Below are 23,231 nucleotides of genomic sequence, written 5' to 3'. Positions count from 1 at the left end.
CAGTCTCAGTTGCTCAGCTTTGGTGGCGGCTGCCGGAAGATTTCACGGAAGATACCAGGGGTCAGAACGGATAGCGGGTTAACCCCGACTTTCGGTCCGTCCGCTGATCCTTTCAGCGTGTAATTGAAGCCGAATAGCCCTTCGCCCTTGCGCGGTGCAAAGAGCGCCCCGAACAGGCCGTTCACCGCATAAATCGGCGACACCACGCCCCTCATGTCCATCCGCCTCGTCCCTGTGTTGTAGATTCCGTCCATGGTGATCCCCATCGAAGGCCCCACAGCGGACGAGCTTCTGAGGGTCACACCCCCGGGCGTCAATAGGAAACGTGCCTCGGTGTTCGTGAAAAGAATGCCGTCCCCCGTTAACTGCTCCAACAGACCAATGACGCTGAGCGCAGCCAGAAGATCAGCCAAAGCCGGCGCTTTCTTCACACGGGTGTTGGTTACTGTCAGCGAGCCTTCAAACTGCCCCGGTTTCCCGTTCGGTTGCAAGGTCAGAGACATATCTCCACCATTCGCATTCCGGAAAATGCCCGTGGCTGAAATTACGTTGCCACCGTTGCTGGACTGGATTCGAACCGCTGGCCCCTGCGCCGTAGGAACCACGGTCCCGCTAATCGGAGCCTTGCCATTCAAGCTGGCCTTGAACGTCCCGTCGATCCCTTTGTCATTGCGAAAGCTGCCGCGAAATTGATCCATTGAAATGGAGTCAGTTACAACCAATCGATCCAGCGCGAGTTCCAAAGGTGGTCCGCCCGTGCTGCGACCGCCTGTCGTCACTCCGAACTTGCGAATGTCGATGGTACCGCCTTTGATGACCACTTGGGGCTGGCGGTTCGCGCCGCGTCCGATGATCTCGACTTGCGAGTTCAGGCGTCCGGCGACTTTGAGCGGTGAAAAGACCGCCTTGTCCAGCCCGCCACCATTCGGCTTAAGCGAAACTGTGCCTCGTGCGTCAAGGCCACTGACATTCACCCGCACGTCCTTCACATTCGGGGTATCTCCCAGCGTCAGATCAAGCGCGAGACTGCCCTTTGCGCCCTGAGGCTTTGCCCACCCCAAGGACGGAATTGCGAGCCCCACACCTGCCAGATCAGAAGATAACGTCACATCCGGCACTTGCCCCTTGACCAACCGCACGGCCATTTTGGCGCGGCCAGAACCGGACACACTGCCCTTGGGCAAGCCGACGTTAAATGTCTCTAGCATACGAGGGGAAAGCTCTATCGTCCCTTCCACAAGGCTGGTGCGACCGGTTCCCTCGCCAATATCGCGAGACCAGACAACATCAATCGGAACACCGTCGATCGTGCCCTTGCCCGCGATAGAAAGCTCCCCGTCGCCTGCAAGAACCTCCATCAGGTCCGATTGCAGCGACCGCCCCTTGATCAACGTATCCGATTTTACGTCGCGCACCTCAGCGGACACAACGTATCCAACATCTTTCACGTCAACATACTTTGTCAAAGGCACCGTCAGGCGGGTCGAAATCTTGGCGGCCCCTGTAGCGATGTCTGGTGTCAGACCGGACTTCGCCAAAAACTCGAACGGCTCCTCGTCCAGTAAACTGAGTGTCGCAGCCAAAGGGCCGTCCAACGTCAGGTCAAATGTCGCGACAGAAGGCTTCGCCGACATGTCGGGGATTTGCATGACAGAGCCACCAGCCTCGATCGCACCACCAAGCGGCGCCGTCACCCTTCCCTCTCTGAGGCTCAGGTTGAAGGCGTTGCCGGTGATTGATGCGTAGCCGCGGGCCTGTTCCACCGGCGGAAGTGTTTTAAGGAAGCGAACCTTGGCGTCGGCGAAGTCAAAGCTGACTGCGGCTTGGATAGGCTTTTCAGGCACGACGCGAAGTGCTGCGTGCGCGTGCTCTAGACGTCCTTCCTGAATATTGTCGATCAACCACTGGCGAGTCTGCTCCGCTGCGGTTTCGGGCCACAGAGCCATGACGCGGACGTAATCAATCGTCTCGATCCCCGCATCAAGGGAAACGGCCCACCCTTCCGGAAGGACATTAACACTGCCGGACGTCACAATCTCCGCACCATCATTGCGCAGGAGCAGTTGCCCGACATCCAATGAAAGCTCTGTTGGGCGGTATCGCAGGTCTAACGCCCCATCCGCGAAGGCTACGGGTGCCTCGAACATCCCCTCAGGTGCAAGACGCACGTTTGAGAACCGAAGCTGACCCAGCAAAGTTTGCGGTATGCCGGCATCAAAGTCGCGCAAATCAGCATGGCCCGTTGCAGTCAGACGAAGTTGCGGGGAATCCAATGTGATCTGATCGAAAGTCAGCCGCCCCGACCCAGCCTCGTAACGCAGATAGCTTTTGGCTGAGTTGAACGGGACGGGCTTTGCCTGCTCGGTCGGGCGTAGAACGCCCTTGGCTAGGTCCAATGTTCCCGCCAAGGCAACGACCTGCCCTGCGGCGTCGATCTCCGCCGTGAGTGAGCCGGACGCAGGCGCGTCCAATACGTTTAGGAAGTTCAGGGCACCCACCTGCGCTGCAAGGTCACGTGCGCGCAAATCGCTGAACTTTCCAATCAGTCGCGCACCTTCGACGCCTTTGGCTTTGTCCGCCGCGAAAAACAGCCGTGCAGGTGCGCCGCTGGGTTGGTCCAGATCGAAGGAAATATTCAGCGCGATTACGCGATCCCCATTTGTCAGCGTGAGCTGGCCCTGTTCGACGATCGTGACCTCGCCGCTGCGCAGGTCGGAGAGGCGGATGGTCAACTCTTGAGCCTTGACCTCTTCCATCTCTGCCATCCACGGGGCGTCGAGCCATAGGTCGATCTGTCCCATGACCTCGGCCATCGAACCCGCTTCGACCTGCGCGCCACCCATTTGCGCGCCGAAGGCCAGCTCGATTTGGCCGTTCTTGTCGCGGTTCAACTCCAGGATCGCACCCTGTAACTCGATCGTTTCCAGTTTGATACGGCCCAGCAAAAGCTCTGACGTGTCCAACTTGCTGCGCAGGCGAGGCAGAACCAGAAGTGGAGCATCTTCGGCATTGTAGATTTGGACACCCGTCACATCGACGGTGGGGCGATAGGCTTGATCGCGCAAGCCGACAGAAATCGTTGAGAGCTGGATTTTCTCGCCATGCAGCTCTGCATTGAGTCGTGTTTCAATCTGCGCGACGGCCCATTGTGGCAGCTCGACGCTGCGCCCCATGACAGAAACCAGTGCGACGATCGCTAAGAACAAAGTAAATGTCAGAAGAGAACCCATCACCGACGCCATCAGCACAATGACACCGCGCTTCCGGTGGCGACGTTTGACACGCTTAGGTTGAGGTTTTCCTTCCCCTGCGGCGTCGGCCTCAGGGGGGGTGTCCTCGTCCTTGATCTGCGTGGCGTCGTCGACCATGCCACCTCATCTTTCATCAGCAGGCGCAAGCTGTTGCGTTTGGGCCTTTATCTTTACATACAGCGCCCTAACCTTGGGGACACATCAATTCTACACCAAAGGACGCCCCCTATGACACAGATTGGCGATATGGCCCCTGATTTCACCCTTCCGCGCGATGGCGGTGACAGTGTGACGCTGTCGGCCCTTCGTCCCGCCAAGGTGGTCTTGTACTTCTATCCCAAGGACGACACCTCTGGATGCACCAAGCAAGCGATCGGATTTACCGAACACTTGCAGGCATTTAAAGAAGCGGGATGCGAAATCGTCGGGATTTCCAAGGACAGCGTCGCAAAACATGACAAGTTCCGCGAAAAGCACGCTCTGGGGATCATCTTGGCCTCCGATGCGGAAAACGATGTTTGCGAGCAATACGGAGTCTGGAAAGAGAAGAGCATGTATGGCAAAATCTACATGGGCATCGAGCGGTCTACCTTCCTGATTGGCAGCGATGGAAAGATACTTCAAGAATGGCGCAAAGTGCGCGTCCCCGGCCATGTAGAAGCGGTTCTGGAGGCTGCGCGGTCAGTATGACGTTTTGTTTGCGCGATATGGCGGTGGCCGTCCTCACGACTGCGGACCCTCGGGTAAAAACTGCTCTATCGCGTGAATTTGCTCAATCCTGGCGCGACGCGCGAGCAGCCGAACGGGCAATCCCCTTAGGCACGGCACAGCCTCCGGACATGCCTTCACGTCCTGACAAACCAGAACTATTGGACCCGCGCGACGTGCCTTTGCGCAAACCTGGAACGCCTGAAGGTCGGATCGCACTGCTTCATGCGATCGCCCATATTGAACTGAATGCGGTTGATCTGCATTGGGACATCATTGCGCGCTTCCCTGACATTGATTTCCCCATCGGATTTTATGACGACTGGGTTCAAGCCGCTGATGATGAATCGAAACATTTCAACTTAATAGCTGACTGTCTTGAAGCGCGGGGCAGCCATTACGGCGCATTGCCCGCCCATGCGGGAATGTGGAATTCCGCGACACAAACCGAGCAAGACATCATGGGTCGGCTGGCAGTTGTGCCCATGGTGTTAGAAGCGCGTGGGCTGGACGTAACCCCCGGCATGATCGCGCTGTTCAAGCAGGCAAAGGACAAGCCCGCAGTGGATGCTCTGAATGTCATCTACGCCGAGGAAGTGGCTCATGTTGCCTATGGCTCCAAGTGGTTTCACTTTCTATGCGGGCGTCACGATCTGGACCCGACGCCAACATTTCATAGCCTCGTCCGGCGGTATTTCCATGGGGCCCTCAAACCTCCCTTCAACGAAGAAAAACGCGCCGAAGCGGGCCTTGCGCCGGATTTCTACTGGCCCTTGGTTGAGCGAACAAAACCCTGAACCCCAGTAAATCGGCAAGATATCGCCAAAATGGGCGCAAACAGGCACCTGTTGTCACAGTGCGGGCCTTAATTGTTGCGCCAATAGCGATCAAAGTTTAAGCAACCGCAAGCTAACGGAAGGTGGGGACCCTTGGTTGGCCGAGACGTCTGGGGAAAACGGGAACAAGAACTGTGAAAACACGCCTTTTCAGCGCATTAGATCATGCAATTGAACGCAAATTGCCAGAACAACGACTGTTTCTGAAATCCGAGGAAGGCACACGGTTTATCCGTTTGCGCCCGACGATGCAGGCAGGGATCATTCTGGGCGGTGCGGCGATCGCGTGTTGGACCTTCGTTGTAACTGCGATTTTCCTGATGGACACGATCAGCTCAGGCAATGCGCGCGAGCAGGCTCAGCGCGAACGGGCAATCTATGAGGCCCGATTGAACGCCTTGTCGAATGAGCGTGACAACCGTGCCGTTGAGGCTGCAGCCGCGCATGACCGCTTTTATGTCGCGCTGGAGCAAATCTCCGAAATGCAGTCCTCCCTGCTCGCGTCAGAAGATCGCCGCAACGAACTGGAAACCGGCATTGAAGTGATCCAGACCACCCTGCGCAAGACAATTAAAGACCGCGACGCCGCCCGCGACGAGACTGAAATCCTCACAGCGCAACTGAACGCAGACGAAAGCGCAGATGCTCCGATGCTGGCGCGCGCGCGCACAGTCGACGGCTCTGTTGCGTTTCTGACCAGCGCGTTGGAGCAAACCGCCGCAGAACGCGACCAAATCGCGCAAGACGCTCAAAGCGCCATCGATGCCGCCGACGAGCTGCGCTTCGCCCTTAAGATGAACGAAGACCGCAACGAGCAAATCTTCTCACGTTTGGAAGAAGCCGTCACCGTTTCACTGGAGCCATTGGACAAGATGTTCCGTGCTGCGGGCATGCCAACGGAAAGCATCCTGCGCGAAGTGCGTCGCGGCTATTCCGGTCAAGGTGGCCCCCTGCTTCCGGCGACCATGTCCACATCAGGTGGCGGGACGATCACCGATCAAACCTCGACCCGCGCCAATCGCCTGCTGAAAGAGTTGGATCGCATTAACCTATTCCGCATTGCCGCAGACAAATCCCCCGTTGCGATGCCCGTTAAATCAGCCTTCCGCTTCACGTCGCCGTTTGGCTACCGTCGTGACCCCAAAGGGGCTGGCCGCCGGATGCACGCGGGCGTGGACTTCGCTGGATCACGCGGCACACCGATTTATGCGACCGCCGATGGCGTTGTTACCCACGCCGGTTGGCAGTCGGGTTACGGCAAACTCGTGAAAATTAAACATGCCTTTGGTATTGAAACCCGCTATGCCCATAACTCAAATATTCGTGTAAAAGTGGGTCAAAGGGTATCGCGTGGAGACCGTATCAGTGATATGGGAGCCACTGGCCGTGTCACCGGCACCCATCTTCACTACGAGGTCCGTCTGAACGGAACTCCGGTCAACCCGATGACCTATATCAAGGCAGGACGCGATGTTTTCTAAAAGCAAAATCAACGACCCAAGTGCAAAACCATCTGACGACGCCTCGGCTTCGCCAGCTCCGGCGACAGCACCATCCTCCGGCTCGGCCTCCAAGCCGGACTTCACATCGTCGGCCCCTCGTCCGAAGGCACCGCCCTCGACCCTGTCGACTGATCTGACAATCACAGGCAACCTGAAGACCACCGGAGACATCCAAGTTGAAGGCAATGTGGAAGGCGATATCCGCGCCCACCTGCTGACGGTTGGTGAGACCGCTGTGATCAAAGGCGAAATCGTTGCTGACGACATCGTCGTCAACGGCCGTGTGATTGGCCGTGTTCGCGGCCTCAAAGTCCGTTTGACTTCGACTGCACGGGTTGAAGGCGACATCATTCACAAGACCATCGCGATCGAAAGCGGGGCTCATTTTGAAGGCTCTGTCCAACGTCAGGATGATCCGCTGAACACTGGCGCACCGAAAAAAGGCGCTGCACCTGCGCCTGCGCCAGCCTCGTCTGAAGCCCCAAAAGCTTAAGCGCGCATGCCGGACCTAGCGTCCTTGGACCGCAATGATCCAAGGACGTTACCTCTCTGTACGCCTGAAAGCCGCGTCTATCTTCTGATCGCGGCTATCCTTGCTTCCTCTCTTGGCTTTATCGACGGCTCCATCGTCGCCATCGCCCTACCCGCCATGCGCATGTCGCTTGGCGCGACACTGATTGAAGCACAGTGGATTTCCAACGCCTATATGCTGACCCTCAGCGCTCTGATCCTTGTGGGGGGAGCGGCTGGAGATCGATTCGGTCTCGCTCGGGTATTTGGCGGGGGTATCGCGCTTTTCGTGTTGGCCTCCATGGCGTGCGCCTTTGCGCCGACAGCTGGTTTCCTCATCGGCGCCCGCGCCGTTCAAGGGCTGGGCGCTGCATTCATGGTTCCCGGATCGTTGGCCCTGATTAGCCGCGCCTACCCTAGGGAGGAGCGGTCTCGTGCGATCGGAATATGGGCCGCGTCTGCCGCAGTGACCTCCGCGCTAGGACCGATCATCGGCGGACTGGTGTTGACCTTTGGCGGACCAGATGTGTGGCGTTGGATTTTTGCCGTTAACCTGCCGCTGGGTTTGCTAGCCCTCTACTTCCTGTTCACTAAGATCGCTCAGGATCCGGGGCAACCAGAGCGAGGTCTCGACATTCCCGGCGGAATTACTGCTGTTTTAGGGCTTGGTCTGCTGGCTTTGTCGCTAAGTGGCGCAGAGCATGGTGACACAGTTAGTCGCGGTGCCGTAGCCATCGGCGTGGTCGGACTTCTAACACTTCTGCTCTTCCTCCGTATCGAGGCGCGGAGTCCACACCCGATGATGCCACTGACGCTCTTTCAGAATGTTGGCTTCTCGGCGGCCAATATTGTGGCGTTTGGTATCTATTTCGCATTTTCTGCCATCTTGATGTACCTTCCCATGGTCGTTGTCGGCGGCTGGGGCGAGTCCGAGATCACAACATCTGCGGCCTATGCACCCCTTTCAATTTTCATAGCCTTGCTCTCCGGCTTTGCGGGCAAGCTCGCAGGTCGGATTGGCCCCACACCGCTTTTGGTTGCAGGCTCTCTGGTCCTTGCCACCGGCTATGGAGCGCTGGCGTTGGTTATTCCAACATTGAACTTTTGGGGCGCGGTCCTTCCTGCCATGTGCTTGCAAGGAATTGGTATGGGGCTTGTCGTAGCTCCGTTGTCATCCGCGGTCATGGGCTCTGTCGCGCCCTACGCAACAGGGACAGCCTCAGGCATCAACAACGCTGTCACGCGCATGGCAAGCTTGATCGCGGTCGCAATCATGGGCAGCATCGTCGCCATTGGTTATGGAGCTGCGGACGGACCCGCAACCTTTGGCGAGATCATGCGCGATCCCGGACACACAGCAGCCACCAACGCAGCTTTCATCAAGGTAGCGTGGGGCGCGTCTGGCGTCTGCTTGTTGTCTGCGATTGTTGCTTTGATCGGCGGTCGCGCAGCCGCTCGGCGAAAACCTTAGTCTTCGGCTTGCGCCTCGGCGCGGGACTTGCCCGACACGTCCATAGCCAGCGTGGCCCCCATAAACCCATCCAGATCGCCATCTAGCACACCTTTGGTGTCGGAGGTTTCGTGGTTCGTGCGCAGGTCTTTAACCATCTGGTAAGGCTGCAAAACATAGGACCGGATTTGGTTCCCCCAACCAGCATCGCCCTTGTTCTCATGTGCCTCGTTGATCGCGGCGTTTCTGCGGTCGAGTTCCATCTGATACAAGCGCGACTTCAGCGCCTTCATGGCGATGTCGCGGTTCTGGTGCTGTGACTTCTCAGAGCTTGTGACGACGATGCCGGTTGGCTCATGCGTGATCCGCACCGCCGAGTCAGTCGTGTTCACGTGCTGCCCGCCTGCGCCGGATGAACGGTAGGTATCAATGCGGATGTCAGACGGGTTCACTTCAATCTCGATATTGTCATCGACTACGGGATAGACCCAAACCGAGCTGAATGATGTGTGCCGCTTGGCCGCGGAATCGTAGGGCGAAATGCGCACAAGGCGGTGCACACCGCTTTCGGACTTGAGCCACCCATAAGCGTTGTGACCGCTGATCTTATAGGCTGCGGATTTGATACCCGCCTCATCACCCGGCGACATGGATTGAAGCTCAACCCTATAGCCACGCTTTTCAGCCCATCGGGTGTACATCCGTGCCAGCATCGACGCCCAATCACAGCTTTCGGTGCCGCCTGCGCCCGCGTTGATCTCCAGGAAGGTATCGTTTGCATCGGCCTCCCCATTCAGCAGCGCTTCCAACTCGGCAGCGGCGGCGCGTTCCTTCAGAGCCACAAGACCGGCCTCGGCCTCTGCGACGACATCCGTGTCGCCCTCCATATCACCAAGCTCGATTAACTCTATATTGTCATCAAGGTCCTGCTTCATCGCGCTATAGCTGTCGATGGAATCTACCAGGGTCTGGCGGTCGCGCATCAGCTTCTGCGCAGCTTCTGGATCGTCCCACAGGTTTGGATCCTCGACACGCGCATTGAACTCTTCCAGACGATAGGCTGCCGTCTCCCAATCCATCCGCTGGCGCAACAGCGCCAGAGATTTTTCGATAGCATCCACGTTGTTCTGAGCGTCGGCACGCATGGGAAAAGTCCTGCAATTCTGGTTAGATCAAGGTGATAGGCCAGAGCCCGCCGCCACGCAAGCAGGCTTCAACTCGGCTCTGGCTTTCGGATCAGCTGCGCAGGCGGGGTCAGTACAACCCGCCCGCACTAAGCGTTCCAAAGTTGGCGCGTTTCGGGATAACTGCTTTTTTACCGGTTGAGGTTGTCACTTCCGTCACCGCCGTCACATCGTCATCGCCGCGCGTAAACAGGTTCAGGTTAGAGCCCATTGCAAAGCCGCCGTCGATGATTGCGCCAAGCCCGTAAGCCGGCTCTTCACCTTCACGGAAATATTCGACGACAACGTGGTCACCGCTCGCATTGGACGGCAACACTGCCCCTGTAAAGCGGTCAATCTTGACGAAGTATCCGCCGGGTGGGACGTCAAACTTGCCGCCGCCATACTTGGCCGTGGCTTTCTTCATGAAACGGTTGAATACCGGACCACACATGCCGCCACCACCCGCGCCCCGACCAAGGCCACGCGGGCGGTCGTAGCCGATGTAGCAGCCTGCTACGATGTTCGAAGTGAACCCAACAAACCAAACATCCTTGGCGTCGTTGGTTGTACCGGTCTTGCCAGCAGTTGGGACGCTCAGGTTTACCGTTTTGCGGGCTGTCCCGCGCTGCACAACGCCCTGCATCATCGAGGTCAGCTGATACGCGGTAATCGCGTCCATGACGCGTTCGCGGCTGGAGGTAATCGTAGGCGCAAAGTCGGGATCAAGTGAGGTCAACTGGCAATCTTCGCAGCTGCGCTTGTCATGGCGGTAAACCGTGCGGCCCCAGCGATCCTGAACGCGGTCGACCAAGGTAGGCTCAACCCGCTCGCCGCCATTTGCGAACATGGCGTAAGCTGTGACCATCTTCATCAGTGTCGTTTCCTGAGCGCCGAGGGCATTAGACAGGAACGGGTTCATATCGTCATACACGCCAAAGCGTTCGGCATAGGCTGCAACAGTATCCATGCCGATCTCTTGAGCAAGACGGATGGTCATCAGGTTCCGCGATTGCTCGATGCCCGTGCGTACGGGCGACGGCCCATAGAAGCGGTTCGACGCGTTCTTCGGGCGCCACAGGCCTTGCGGCGTGTTGATCTCGATCGGCGCGTCCACGACGATGGTGTTGGGGGAGAAGCCACTATCAAGCGCGGCTGCGTAAACGAACGGCTTGAAGCTGGAGCCGGGCTGGCGGGTGGCTTGTGTGGCGCGGTTGAACACCGACGCCTGATACGAGAAGCCGCCCTGCATAGCCAGCACGCGGCCGGTGTTAACGTCCATGGCCATGAAACCGCCCTGCACTTCCGGCACCTGCCGCAGCGACCAAGTGCCGTCATCGCGTGCAAGGACGTGGACGACATCGCCCACATCTAAAAGGTTGTCCGCATTCGCAGATGCTTTGCCGAGCTTGCCTTCAGCGTTGCGCGGGCGCGCCCATTTTACGTCGGCACCTAGGATACGGCCTTTTTCGCTCACGCCTTCGACGCCAATGATCGCATCGCTCCCCTCGAAGCCCAAAACGACCGCGGCCTTCCAGCCTTCGACGTCCCGCGGGAATACGGTGTCATTCAGAGCCGACTTCCAGTTCTCGCCCGAAAGCTGGTCGGCTTCGATTTTGGTTTTCACGCGGTGGAAGACACCGCGGCTACGATCATAGTCTTCCAGAGCACGGCGCAGGGATTTTGCAGCCTCGTCCTGAAGCTCCCGATCCACCGTCGCGCGAATGGTCAGACCGCCTCCAAAGAACTCCTCTTCGCCGAAGTCCTTGGACAGTTGTCGGCGGATTTCGTCGGTGAAGTAGTCACGGTCTGGCAGGTCAGATTTGAAGTCTGCAAAGCTTCCGCTTTGAACAGTATCCAACGGCTTCTCGCGCGCGATCTTGTACACATCTTCGGTAATGTAGCCGTTCTCGAACATCTCGCGCAGGACGAAGTTGCGGCGTCCGATGGCACGCTCTGCTTCGCGAACAGGGTGGTAGCGCGACGGCGCTTTTGGCAACACTGCCAGATAAGCCGCCTCTTCTACCTCAAGTTCGGAGAGGGTCTTGTTGAAGTAGGTTTGTGCCGCCGCTGCCACGCCGAAACTGTTCTGCCCAAGGAAGATTTCGTTCAGATACAGTTCCAGAATTTTATCTTTGCTCAGCGTGCCTTCGATGCGCGATGCGAGGATCAATTCCTTGATCTTCCTCTCGGCCGAGCGGTCGCCAGACAGCAGGAAGTTCTTCATAACCTGCTGGGTGATCGTGGAGGCCCCGCGCAATCGCCCGCCTTGTGCGGCGTCCAATGCGGCTTTGGCCATGCCCAACGGATCGTAGCCCTTGTGGGTGTAGAAATACTTGTCCTCTGCCGAGATGAATGCCTGCTTCACCATATCAGGAATTTGGTCTGCGGGGGCGAACAGACGGCGTTCTTGAGCGAACTCGTCAATCAGCGCACCTTGTCCCGAATAAATCCGGCTGATGGTCGGTGGAGAATATTGGGCAAGCTGGTCCGTGTCAGGCAAGTCGCGCGCGTACATGAAGAAGATCGCGCCGATCAGCAACGCCACCGCAAAAGCGCCGATGCAGATCAGACTAAAGATCGACCCGAAAAAGGATAGAATCGCGCGCAGCATTAGCTTTGCCCCCAAATGCGTGTTGCACAGTATATATGTGTCGGGCCGCCCAAGGTCAAAACGCCCCTTGGGGGAAAACCAGCTGAATCTGGCCAATTTTGATCACGTTTTTCATGTTCAGGGCCGCCCTGCCGCGATTGCCGCGTCTTCAAGCGCCCATAGGTCCATAGCGTCAACGATTCCCGCCGCGGCCTGACTGCGCCAGACTGGATCTTGCAACCGGTCCAGATCCGTTTGGGATGACATGAAACCAAGCTCGATCAGTACCGATGGAATATCGGGAGCCTTGAGCACCGAGAATCCTGCTTCCAGCCTTGGGCGTTTATGCAGCTTGCCCAGAGTATTGCGAAGCCCATCGACCAAGGCTTCTGCCAACCGGTCGGTGCGCGGCGTTGTTTCGGCCCGCGCCAAATCCATCAACACAGTCGCTATCTGGTCGTCCTGCGCAGTCAAATCCACACCTGCCAAAATGTCCGTCCTGTCCTGACGCTCTGCCAGTTTCGCCGACGCTTCGTCTGAGGCGTCATCCGACAGCGTATAGATAGTTGTGCCTGTGGCGCGGCCTTCTGCCAAAGCATCGGCATGCAGCGACAAAAACGCGTCAGCCCCGGCGGCACGCGCCAGCGACACCCTTTGGGGAAGCGACACGAAGCTGTCATCCTCGCGGGTCATGATGACGTCATAACGTCCAGAGCGGAGCAACTGTTCGCGCAGTTCCCGTGCAAATTGAAGCATGATGTCGGCTTCGTTCACGCCGAACCGTTGAGCCCCTGGGTCCACCCCACCATGGCCGGGATCGACAACAATCATCCGCCGCGCATCCGCGGCGGCTTCCGCCGGACGTTCCCACGCCACGATCTGCGTCAGATTGGCCTCGGCACGCACAGCAAACTCGGTTTCGGACGCAGGCCTTAGGTGCAGGTTGATAACTGCGTCCCCGTCCTGCGGGTCGGTTTCCATGCCAGCGGAGGCCACGAGCATCGGCTCGGTCAGTTCAAGAACAAGGCGCGACCAGCCATCGCGGATCACCCCTGCCCTAAGCTGCGCAACACGGTCGGAGCGGTCCAGCACACTCAGGTCCGGCTCAAATGCCACCTCGCGAAAATCCAGCGCGATCCTTGGCGGCCCATCAAAGACCTGCACGCGGTAGGGAACCGCCTGCGTGAGCGCCAGCGAAAGCGACGTCGCGCCATAGCTGTCTTCCACAACAGAGCTCGACATATCGACACGTGCCAGCGCACGCAGGTCTTGCGACTCCGCGACACCTGTCATTCCCACGCCCCAAAGGGACGCAGCCACCGAAAGTGAGATCAGCCTGCTCATGACCGCCCTTATTGTTTTGCCAGCATCCTAGCAGGATTCCCAAGCCGGGCGAAGGGGCGAATTATTTCCGCTCAGCCATAAACCGTTTCAATCGGTCCAAGCCCTCGGCGATGTCCGCAGTGCTGCGCGCATAGGAAAAACGCAACGTAGTGTGGCCGCGAACCGGATCAAAATCCAAGCCAGGCGTGACCGCGACCCCGGCTTGCTCAAGAATTTCCGCAGCAAAGGCAAGGCTGTCTTGGGTCAGGTCCGAGACGTCGGCATAGATGTAGAATGCTCCGTCCGGTGGCGCGATCTTGTTGAAACCGGCCTGTGGCAACCCTTCCAGCATGAGGCGTCGGTTCTCCCTATAAACCGCCAGCATTGCCTCGGTCTCGTCGCGGGCACCCAACGCGCCAAGGGCTGCAATCTGGGCAGCATGCGGGGCGCAGATGAACATGTTTTGTGCCAAACGTTCGATGCGGCGGACGTGATCCTCTGGCACGATCATCCACCCCAGCCGCCATCCCGTCATCGAGAAGTACTTAGAGAAGGAGTTGATGACATACACGTCATCGGACAGCTCCAATGCCGACACCGCGCGGCCCTCATACTGAACTCCGTGGTAAATCTCGTCCGAAATAAAGGCAGTCCCCTGCTTCTGGCACGCTGAGATCAACTGGCCCAGATCGTCTTTTGATAACATCGTCCCCGTCGGGTTCGCGGGCGATGCCACGATAAGCCCTGCCAATTTTTCGTTTGGCATTTTGGGAACATGACGATCCTTCGCATGTGTCGGGATCGGCCACGAGGTCAGGCTGAGCGATTTGAGGATTTGGCGGTAGGACGGATATCCCGGCTCGGTCACACCCACGGCCTCCCCGGCTTCGAACAATGCGGTAAAGGCCAGAACGAACGCGGCAGACGAGCCTGCGGTGACGACGACGCGCTCCGGACTAACCTGGACGCCGTACCAGTCCGCATATAACCTCGCGATCCCTTCGCGCAGTTCCGGCAACCCGAGTGCGACAGTATAGCCAAGCGCCTCCTGCTCCATCGCTTGCGCCAATGCGGCGCGGGCAGCTTTCGGTGCAGGCGTCCCCGGTTGCCCGACTTCCATGTGAATGATCGAACGCCCGGCCTGCTCCAGACGACGGGCTTGCTCCATCACATCCATAACAATGAAGGGATCGACATCGCCACGGCTTGAACTTCGCATGATATCCTCGCAGGGTTATGGCGTTTCGCACTTCAAACCAGTCCTCGGCGTCGGGGTCAATCGGCCGAAAGGATCTTGCCTTGAAACTCTTGCGCTTTGCTTTGTTCTTCATGGCTACCGCCTTTGCGACGGTGCCTGCTCATGCCGTCAGCCTAATCCGTGATGCCGAGATCGAACAAGCGCTTCAGCAGCTCGCCAAACCTGTTCTGCGCTCCGCAGGGTTCGGGGTCGGTCGGATCCGCATTTTGGTGATCAACGACTCGAAATTGAACGCCTTTGTGGTCGACGCCAATCACGTGTTCATCCACTCCGGCCTTATCACGAAACTCAGGCGTCCAGAGGCGCTGCAAGCAGTCATTGCCCATGAGCTTGCCCATATCGCTAACGGTCACCTAACCCGCCGCGCGACAAATGCACGCGTGGCCGGACGCGTAACAGCAATCGGAATGGCACTCGCTGCGGCGGCAGCTATTGGCGGGAATGGTGACGCGGCAATCGGGCTGGCCGCAGGCACAAGCAGTTCGGCAGCGCGCCGGTTCTTTGCCCATACGCGGGCCGAAGAATCCTCCGCAGATCAATCCGCAATGCGTTATATGGCCAGCGCAAATCTCGACCCCGCCGCGATGACCGACATTTTGGAGATTTTCCGAGGTCAGGAAGCGCTTCGTCCGGGTCGCCAAGACCCTTATGCGCGCACGCACCCGCTGTCGCAGGACCGCCTGCGCGCCGTGAAGGGATACGCCGCCAGCTACAAATCCCGCGTCAAGCCAACGACGCCAGAGGCGCAGTATTGGTATGCCCGTATGTCGGCCAAGCTCAGCGGATTCTTAGGCAATCCGCGCTATGTTTTGCGCCGCGCTGAAAGCAAAGGAAATGGAGAGATTGCAATGCTTCGACGCGCGATTGCGTATCACAAGACACCCAATCTCAAGAAAGCACTCGCAGAGATGAATGCGCTGCTGAAGATGCGCCCACGTGACCCCTATTATCATGAATTGAAAGGTCAAGTCCTTCTAGAGGGACGCCAGTTCGATGCCGCCGTCAGCTCGTACAAGCAAGCTTTGGCGTTGGCTCCGCGCGAGGCGCTGATCGAAGCTGGGTTAGGACGGGCATTACTTGCTCAAGGGTCTGCGGGTGCAGCGAAACAGGCGCTCGCTATTCTAATTCGCGCACGGTCCCGCGACCCGGGTGATCCACAGATGCTGCGCAATCTGGCGCTGGCCCATGCCAAGAACGGGCAAAACGCCATGGCCTCGGTGGCGACGGCGGAGCGTTACGCAGTTCTGGGGCGCTATGATGATGCAGTGATCCACGCCAAGCGCGCCTCGGGCGCATTGCCGCGTGGCTCTTCGGGTTGGTTGCGTGCGCAGGATGTTCTGGCAGCCGCGTCAGCAGCCCCGAAAGGACGCAAGGGCCGCAAATAAAAAGGCCGGACAAAAAAGCCCGGCCTTTCCAATGAACTTCGCAAGGGCTTTAGCGGCCCAGCGACCACCAGCCTTTACGCTTGGGCTTCGTCTCGTCAGCGTCAGGTGCAGCCTCAGCGACCGTTTCCGCAACTTGCGCTTCTGGCTGAGGTTTAGAGACGCGGGTGCGTGTCTTCTTCGGTTTCGGTTCAGCCGGAGCATCTGCCACCACGGCGTCTGCTGGGGCTTCGACTGCAACCTGTTGGGATGCGGCAACCTTAGGCGCCTCTTCCTTCTTGGCAGTTGTCGATTTCGCGCGGCTCGACGTTGACTTTCGTGTGGTCGTCTTCTTCGGCTTTTCTTCTTTAGCGGCGATAGCTTCATCCGATGCAGGCGCATCAGTTGCAACGGCTTCTGCCACTTCGGTCACCTCTTTCGACCGAGAACGCGTGCTGGTCTTTTTCTTCGGCTTCTCTGCATCTGCTTCGGATGTACCATCCGCTTCAGGCGCAACAGTTTCGGTTTCTGCAGAGACCGTTTCCTCGGCCTTCGCCTTGGACGATTTCGAAGACGAGCGGCTACGTGAACGGGATTTCGACTTGGGCTTCTCGTCAGCTGCCGGCGTCGTTTCCGATTTCACGTCAGCGTCAACAGCCTGCGTTTCCGGCTCAGGCGAGTCAGTCTTCGCATCACCATTCGCATCTTCGGTCTCATCAGACTCATCTTCAGAGCGATAAGACGATGACTTGGAGCGGCCACGACCACCCCGACGACGACGACGTTTTTTCTTCTTCGGGTTGCCGTTTTCATCAAGTTCTGGCGCGTCGACTTCGGCTTCCGCTTCTGCCTCGACCACCTCTTCTTCGCCCTCCATATCGTCGATATCGGACATATCAATGCTGTCCATGGACACCACATTTGTAGCGATCGGGTTGATCACTCGTGTGGCAGTCTTGAACTTCTCGATCGTGTAATCAGGGCTGACCAGATGCGCGTCAGCTTCGAGCCGAACCGCCATGTTGTAGCGGCTTTCAATCTGGGCGACGTGTTCGCGCTTTTCGTTCATCAGGTAGTTGATGACGGCAATCGGCGCTTTCAGCAGAACCTCTTTGGAGCGCTTGCGCGTTCCCTCTTCTTCCAGCTGGCGCAGAATGGTGAGCGCTAGGCTGTCATTGGAGCGGATCAGACCAGTGCCGTGACACGCAGGACAAGGCTGGGTTGAAGCTTCCAACATCCCCGGACGCAGACGCTGACGAGACATCTCCAGCAAGCCAAAGCCCGAGATACGCCCAACTTGAATGCGAGCGCGATCTGTCTTCAGCTTGTCTTTCAACAGCTTCTCAACGGCGGTGTTGTTGCGCCGTTCATCCATGTCGATGAAGTCGATAACAATAAGGCCAGCAAGGTCACGCAGACGCATTTGGCGGGCGACTTCAGCGGCGGCCTCCAAGTTGGTTTTGAGCGCGGTTTGCTCGATCGAGCCTTCTTTCGTAGCACGACCAGAGTTAACGTCGATTGCCACCAAAGCCTCGGTCACGCCGATCACAATATAGCCACCCGAAGGGAGCTGAACGGTCGGGTTGAACATACCAGAGAGGTAGGACTCAACCTGATAACGCGCAAACAGCGGCATCGGATCGTTGTAGCGTTTCACGTTTTTGGCGTGGGACGGCATGATCATTTTCATGAAGTCCTTGGCAACGCGGTATCCGGCTTCGCCCTCAACGATCACTTCGTCGATGTCTTTGTTGTAGAGGTCGCGAATAGATCGCTTGATCAGGTCGCCTTCTTCATAGATCTGCGCAGGCGCGATGGACTTCAATGTCAACTCGCGCACCTGTTCCCACTGGCGCTGCAGGTATTCGTAGTCGCGCTTGATCTCTGTTTTGGTACGTTGCGCACCAGCGGTCCGGACAATGAGCCCCGCGCCCAATGGCACGTCAATCTCATTGGCGATTTCTTTAAGCTTTTTGCGGTCAGCCGCGTTGGTGATCTTGCGGGAGATACCGCCGCCACGCGCTGTGTTCGGCATCAGCACGCAATACCGGCCAGCGAGCGACAGGTAAGTGGTCAGCGCCGCGCCCTTGTTGCCGCGCTCTTCTTTGACGACTTGCACCAGCAGTATTTGGCGCACTTTGATGACTTCTTGGATTTTGTAACGCTTCACACGTGGTTTGCGTGGTTGGCGAATTTCCTCGATCACGTCTTCCTGAGCGACGCTCTCGATGTTCTCGTCTTTCTCGGAAGCAGACGTTTCCCCGTCATCGTCCTCGTCACGTTCGGGCGTATCAACGGCATCCTCTTCGGAAGCGTCTTCCAGATCGACCACGTCCATTCCTGGAATGGCGGGCGCCTCTTCTGCATCAGTCGTGACGACTTCCGCATTTACCTGTTCTGACGCCTCTGCATCGCTGCCCTCAGCAACTGGCGCATCATCGTCGGCCGCTCCGGCGTCAGCTTGGTCTTCAGAAGCAGTATCCTGAACGTCTTCGGTGACCACCGCATCATCAGTCTTTGCTTTTTGCGAGCGGGAACGCGACCGCGAACGGGAGCGCGAGGACTTCTTCGGCTTCTCGTCTTCTTCAGCTTGTTGGCGAGCGTATTCGAGTTCTTCCTCGATCAGTGCCTGACGGTCAGCCATCGGGATTTGATAATAGTCAGGATGAATTTCAGAATAGGCAAGGAAGCCATGGCGGTTTCCGCCATAGTCCACAAAGGCCGCCTGAAGCGACGGCTCAACCCGAGTTACTTTTGCAAGATAGATGTTGCCAGCTAGCTGGCGCTTGTTTTCCGATTCAAAGTCAAACTCGTCAACTTTGTTTCCGTCTGCCACCACGACACGGGTCTCTTCCGCGTGGGTGGCGTCGATAAGCATTTTCTTAGCCATGTTTTCCGATTGCATCTGGCCAACGTCCTTAGCGCCCCTGGGGGCGCGTCAGAATTAGCGGGATGTCTAGTTTGGGCGAGCCTGGACGCGGATGGCTGCAAAACGGCCTGTGACGCGGGGTGTCCCCCGTCACGGTATCCGTAGCTGTGCCTGTCGCGTCTCATCGCGTTCTTGTCTCCGACTTGGGCCAAAATTGGGGGCGCAAGCCTTACGAATGGTGCCACGGCGCGTTTTGCGAGCCAGCGGCGATGGCCCAAATGGGCCGTCAATCCTGCGGTGCCTGTGCCCGTTTTGTCCTTCGGGCGAAGCTGCAGTGAAACTCTAACCGGTCCAATGCGCCTCTTCGGGACACCGGACCGTCCTCAACACATAGTATTGTTTGCATGCCGATTACAATGAACAATCGCTTATGGCATGAAGAACGGTCCGGTCCATTCGCGAAATACGCGCTACTAGACGTAGTCCGCGCGTTGCAATCCGTATTTTGCCATCTTTTCGTTCAGTGTTCGACGCGGGAGGCACAATTCGTCCATCACCGACGCGATAGAACCCTTGTGGCGACGCATGGTGTTGTCGATCAGCATCCTCTCGAACGCTTCTACGTATTCCTTGAGCGGTTTGCCCTCGGTGGTGATCACGGGGCCCATCTCGGAGTTGTCCGCCATCAAAAGCGACGCGATCGAGCCGGATCCACGGCGGTTTTGCAATACGGCCCGCTCTGCCACGTTGATCAATTGGCGCACATTTCCCGGCCACGGGGCCTGCAGCAGCTGTGCTGCTTCTTGCGCTGAGACCTCGGGCGCGTCGGAGCCGTATTCTTCGCCGAACTGTTCCCCAAACCGATTGAACAGCGTGAGAATATCCTCGCCCCTTTGGCGAAGCGGCGGGATGGTAATTTTCATCGCGGCTAGGCGGTAATACAGATCGGCACGGATCAGGTCTTCACAGGTTTTGTCTTGTTCTTGTGTGTTGCAGATCGCGATGATGCGGGTTTCTGCGGGGCTACCCTGCTCATTGATGAGTTGCAGCAGACGCGCTTGCAACGTACTCGGCAGCGCTTCGATATCTTCAAGCACCAAGGTGCCGCCGCGCGCTTGCTCGACCAGAGGCAGCTCCTCGCCCTCCTCTACCGGATCGAACAGCTTGCGCGACAAGGCCGTCTCGTCGAATGCCGCACAGCTCAGTGTAACAAATTTCTTCCCGGCCCGTGGACCAACGGCGTGGAGCGCGTGTGCGGTGAGCGTTTTACCGGAACCGGTTTCCCCGTCGATGAGGACGTGACCGTCTGCTTGCCCTAAATCCAGAATGTCCTCGCGCAGGCGATCCATAACGGGGGACGAGCCGATTAGTTTTCGCATCAAGGCCGCGCCGTCGGACAGTTCGCGGCGCAGCGCACGGTTGTCGAGCGTCAGGCGGCGAGAGATCGTCGCGCGTTTGGCAAGCTGGGTCATCCGGTCGGGATTGAATGGCTTTTCAAGAAAATCAAACGCCCCGACTCGCATCGCCTCGACCGCCATGGGAACATCGCCATGGCCTGTAATCATGATCACCGGCAAAGCGCTATCTTGGCTCATCAACCTTTTGAGGAACTGCATCCCGTCCATACCAGGCATCTTGATGTCACTGACAACGATCCCGGGGTAATCGTTGCCGATCCCCTTCAAAGCTTCCTCTGCGCTCGCAAACGTCTCAGTGTCATAGCCCGACAGGGCAAGCCACTGGGAAATCGACTGCCGCATATCCTGTTCGTCATCTACAATCGCGATTTTCAATGCATTGGCCATGATCTGGCTCCTTTTGGTGACTAGCGCCTATTCGGCGGCCTCAATTTTTTGGTCGGTGACCGGCAAAGGTGTCGGCGGTTGGGTCTTGATCGCCTCTTGACCCAAAATGGGAAGCTGTACCTCGAAAACGGCACCGCCAGCGTGACCATTGCGTGCGGTCAACCGCCCCCCCAAATCGGCGACAATCCCTGAGGAGATTGCGAGCCCGAGCCCGACCCCCTCTCCGGGTTGTTTGGTGGTGTAAAACGGCTCGAACAACTCATCCAAATTCTCCAGCCCTTCGCCGTTGTCGCGAACACTGAGCACGGCAGTTTCGCCAGAATTCAGTAGAATTTCGACCTGCGGCCGCTGCGCGCCCTTCGTGGCGTCAAGTGCGTTGCGGAACAAGTTGATGATCACCTGCTCCAAGCGGACACGGTCGCCAAGAACCAAAACCGGCTCGTCCGGCAAGGTCGAGATCACGCGAACGTCGCCGCGTTTCAGCTGCGGTTCCATCATCGAGAGCGACCCGCGCACAGCGTCGCGTAAATCAACGGGCTCTAGCGCGTCGCCGCCCTTTCTGGCGTAAGATTTCAACTGGCGCGTGATCGCGCCCATCCGCTCGATCAGGTCATCAATCCTTTGAAATGATGCTTGCGCTTCATCCGGTCGGCGACGTTGTAGCAACAGCTTTGCGCCCGCAAGATAGGTCTTCATCGCTGCAAGCGGCTGGTTCAACTCATGGCTCACGGCGGCTGACATTTCGCCCAAGGCCGCCAGTTTCTGCGACTGGGCAAGTGATTGCTCCGCCACCTCCAGGTTCTTTTGGACTTTCTGACGTTCCGCGATTTCACGGCTGAGACGCAGGTTCAACGCGCGCAATTCTTCACTTTCTCGACGAAAGAAGCCCGCTTGCGACTGCGCCCGACGCGACAACACATAGAACGCCAAGGCCAGCAGGATGGCGAACGCCATGATCTCAATGGCCAAGACTCCGTTCACCCGCTCGCGTACACTTGCATAAGTGGAAAACGACGTTATCCGCCAGCCACGGAATGGAATACGCCCCGACATCTCCATGACGGCCTCGCCACGGAAATAGGCATCCGGTTGCTCTATGTCGAAAAACCCGCCGGTGGCCTCAAACGCGCGGCGCAACGCACTGTCTGGAGTGCGGGTTTCCAATGCTTCCGAAATATCCAAACCACGCCATCTCGGGTCGGTTGCAATGACGGTCAGGCCTTCTGAATTGGTCACCAAAACCGCCTCTGACGGCGACCGCCAACGCGTTTCGAATTGGCGCAGATCTACATCAACGACGATTACGCCGATGCCCTGCTTTTCAGATTCGATGCGGCGGGCATAGGTGAATTTGTAAGCGCCACTCTCAAGCTGTGTCGCGTTGAACACCGTTTCATTGGTGCGCAAGGCAGCTACGAAGTAGGGCGCATTGCGGAAGGCCGCGCCTAACTCATTGCGGTCTGCCGAGGCCACGATCACACCGTTCTGATCCAGCAGACGTAAACCCGCCGCCCCAATCTCTTCGGAGAACGAAATCAAGCGGCGCGACGTCGCGGAAAAGTCGTTGGAGTTCAGAGCCGAGATCATCACCGGGTCGCGGGACAGCAGCAACGGCACCACGCGGTTTCGCTGGAGCTCGGACGTGATCGCATTGGAATACAGCGCTAACCGGATCTCGCCACGGTTGCGCGTGGTTTCGGTAAACCGATCCGTCAGCCAAAGATTTGAAACCCAGATGATGCCAACCGCAACGGCGATCAACCCCACGACAACGCCCCGCACCAGCCATGTCGCCTTGCGCGATGGCCGAACTTGGAAGGGCGGCACCGTTTTCAAGTCGGTCCCGCCGGAAGGAGGCGTTGTTTTCATAGCCGCTAGATTAGGTGAGACATCGCCCACTCTCAAGCGCACCCATAAGCGGAATTACGCCAGCGCCAAAAGCTCGTTCAAAGATTTGAAAACGCCCTGCCCGTCCGTGCCACCATGCGCAGGCTCGCAAGCGCGTTCAGGATGCGGCATCATTCCCAGAACGCGGCGGTTTTCACTTAGAATTCCAGCAATATCGCCAGCAGAACCGTTCGGGTTGCCGACATAGCTGAACGCCACGCGATCTTCGCCACGGAGGCGCGCCACCAATTCTGCATCGGCGGAAAAGTTCCCATCGTGGTGGGCGATTGGCACCATGATCTCGCTGCCCTTGCTGTAGGCGTTGGTGAAGGGGCTGTCCTCGGTCTCGACCCGTAGGGTTTGCTGGCGGCATACGAACTTCAGCCCCGCATTGCGCATCAGCACACCAGGGAGCAATCCGGTTTCGCACAACACCTGAAAGCCGTTACAGAACCCCAAGACGTGGCCGCCCCTATGGGCATAGTCCACAACCGCGCGGCAAATCGGCGATTGGGCCGCGATCGCGCCGCACCGCAGGTAGTCGCCAAAAGAAAAGCCCCCGGGAATACCGATCACATCCATGCCTTCCGGCAAAGCGGTGTCTTTGTGCCAAACCATGGAGACGTCAAATCCGGCTTGGCGGAAGCCTTCGGCCAAATCGCGGTCGCAGTTGGATCCGGGGAAAACGATGACAGCAGCTTTCATAGAAACGGCC

General features: G+C 58.0%; 15 protein-coding genes. 6 read left to right on the top strand and 9 right to left on the bottom strand.

The genetic code is table 11. The features are described 5' to 3' along the window. Positions 1-5 precede the first annotated feature (5 nt). Positions 6-3,368, bottom strand: coding sequence for a YhdP family protein (locus tag BM352_RS11310; protein WP_090216819.1), 3,363 nt, complete (start codon positions 3,366-3,368; stop codon positions 6-8). Between the two features lie 111 nt (positions 3,369-3,479). On the opposite strand from BM352_RS11310, the gene bcp reads away from it, so the two are divergent. From bcp to BM352_RS11285, 5 genes are all read left to right on the top strand, one after another. Then, positions 3,480-3,941, top strand: a complete 462-nt coding sequence (bcp, locus tag BM352_RS11305) for a thioredoxin-dependent thiol peroxidase (protein ID WP_090216817.1) — start codon at positions 3,480-3,482, stop codon at positions 3,939-3,941. A 17-nt stretch (positions 3,942-3,958) separates the two neighbouring features. Continuing rightward, positions 3,959-4,756, top strand: a complete 798-nt coding sequence (locus tag BM352_RS11300) for a ferritin-like domain-containing protein (RefSeq protein ID WP_090220190.1) — start codon at positions 3,959-3,961, stop codon at positions 4,754-4,756. Positions 4,757-4,929: 173 nt separating this feature from the next. Further along, entirely contained in the window at positions 4,930-6,276 is a 1,347-nt protein-coding gene (locus tag BM352_RS11295; RefSeq protein WP_090216816.1) for a M23 family metallopeptidase, read from the top strand. Then, positions 6,266-6,790, top strand: coding sequence for a bactofilin family protein (locus BM352_RS11290; RefSeq protein ID WP_090216814.1), 525 nt, complete (start codon positions 6,266-6,268; stop codon positions 6,788-6,790). The genes BM352_RS11295 and BM352_RS11290 overlap by 11 nt, the downstream gene beginning before the upstream one ends. Before the next feature lie 6 nt (positions 6,791-6,796). Then, complete coding sequence (locus BM352_RS11285) at positions 6,797-8,278, top strand: MFS transporter (protein ID WP_090216812.1); 1,482 nt, start codon at positions 6,797-6,799, stop codon at positions 8,276-8,278. Here the strand turns inward: BM352_RS11285 and prfB are convergent. From prfB to BM352_RS11265, 4 genes are all read right to left on the bottom strand, one after another. After that, a complete protein-coding gene (prfB, locus tag BM352_RS11280; RefSeq protein ID WP_090216808.1) occupies positions 8,275-9,402 on the bottom strand; it encodes a peptide chain release factor 2 in 1,128 nt (375 codons plus the stop codon). The genes BM352_RS11285 and prfB overlap by 4 nt on opposite strands. A gap of 109 nt (positions 9,403-9,511) precedes the next feature. Continuing rightward, positions 9,512-12,034, bottom strand: a complete 2,523-nt coding sequence (locus tag BM352_RS11275; RefSeq protein WP_090216806.1) for a penicillin-binding protein 1A — start codon at positions 12,032-12,034, stop codon at positions 9,512-9,514. 117 nt (positions 12,035-12,151) lie between these two features. Further along, complete coding sequence (locus BM352_RS11270) at positions 12,152-13,357, bottom strand: N-acetylmuramoyl-L-alanine amidase (RefSeq protein WP_090216803.1); 1,206 nt, start codon at positions 13,355-13,357, stop codon at positions 12,152-12,154. A 61-nt stretch (positions 13,358-13,418) separates the two neighbouring features. Continuing rightward, positions 13,419-14,555 carry a pyridoxal phosphate-dependent aminotransferase gene (locus tag BM352_RS11265; protein WP_090216801.1) on the bottom strand — a complete coding sequence of 379 codons (1,137 nt, stop codon included), beginning with the start codon at positions 14,553-14,555 and terminating at the stop codon, positions 13,419-13,421. 110 nt (positions 14,556-14,665) lie between these two features. Here BM352_RS11265 and BM352_RS11260 point away from each other — a divergent pair, with 110 nt between their 5' ends. Next, a complete protein-coding gene (locus tag BM352_RS11260) occupies positions 14,666-15,979 on the top strand; it encodes a M48 family metalloprotease (protein ID WP_090220187.1) in 1,314 nt (437 codons plus the stop codon). 49 nt (positions 15,980-16,028) lie between these two features. Here the strand turns inward: BM352_RS11260 and BM352_RS11255 are convergent, their stop codons facing one another. The 4 genes from BM352_RS11255 to purQ form a co-directional block, all read right to left on the bottom strand. Further along, positions 16,029-18,845 (bottom strand): Rne/Rng family ribonuclease, encoded by a 2,817-nt coding sequence (locus tag BM352_RS11255; RefSeq protein WP_090220184.1) that lies wholly within the window; start codon positions 18,843-18,845, stop codon positions 16,029-16,031. Positions 18,846-19,297: 452 nt separating this feature from the next. Next, positions 19,298-20,629, bottom strand: a complete 1,332-nt coding sequence (locus BM352_RS11250) for a sigma-54-dependent transcriptional regulator (RefSeq protein WP_090216799.1) — start codon at positions 20,627-20,629, stop codon at positions 19,298-19,300. Positions 20,630-20,656: 27 nt separating this feature from the next. After that, positions 20,657-22,498 carry a sensor histidine kinase gene (locus tag BM352_RS11245; RefSeq protein WP_090216797.1) on the bottom strand — a complete coding sequence of 614 codons (1,842 nt, stop codon included), beginning with the start codon at positions 22,496-22,498 and terminating at the stop codon, positions 20,657-20,659. Between the two features lie 54 nt (positions 22,499-22,552). Then, a complete protein-coding gene (gene purQ, locus BM352_RS11240; protein ID WP_090216795.1) occupies positions 22,553-23,221 on the bottom strand; it encodes a phosphoribosylformylglycinamidine synthase subunit PurQ in 669 nt (222 codons plus the stop codon). Between the last annotated feature and the right edge of the window lie 10 nt (positions 23,222-23,231).

The organism is Litoreibacter janthinus, from assembly GCF_900111945.1.
Taxonomy (GTDB): Bacteria; Pseudomonadota; Alphaproteobacteria; order Rhodobacterales; family Rhodobacteraceae; genus Litoreibacter; species Litoreibacter janthinus.
Note: the sequence above shows the minus strand (reverse complement) of the source record. Positions and strands in the feature narration are given on the sequence as shown.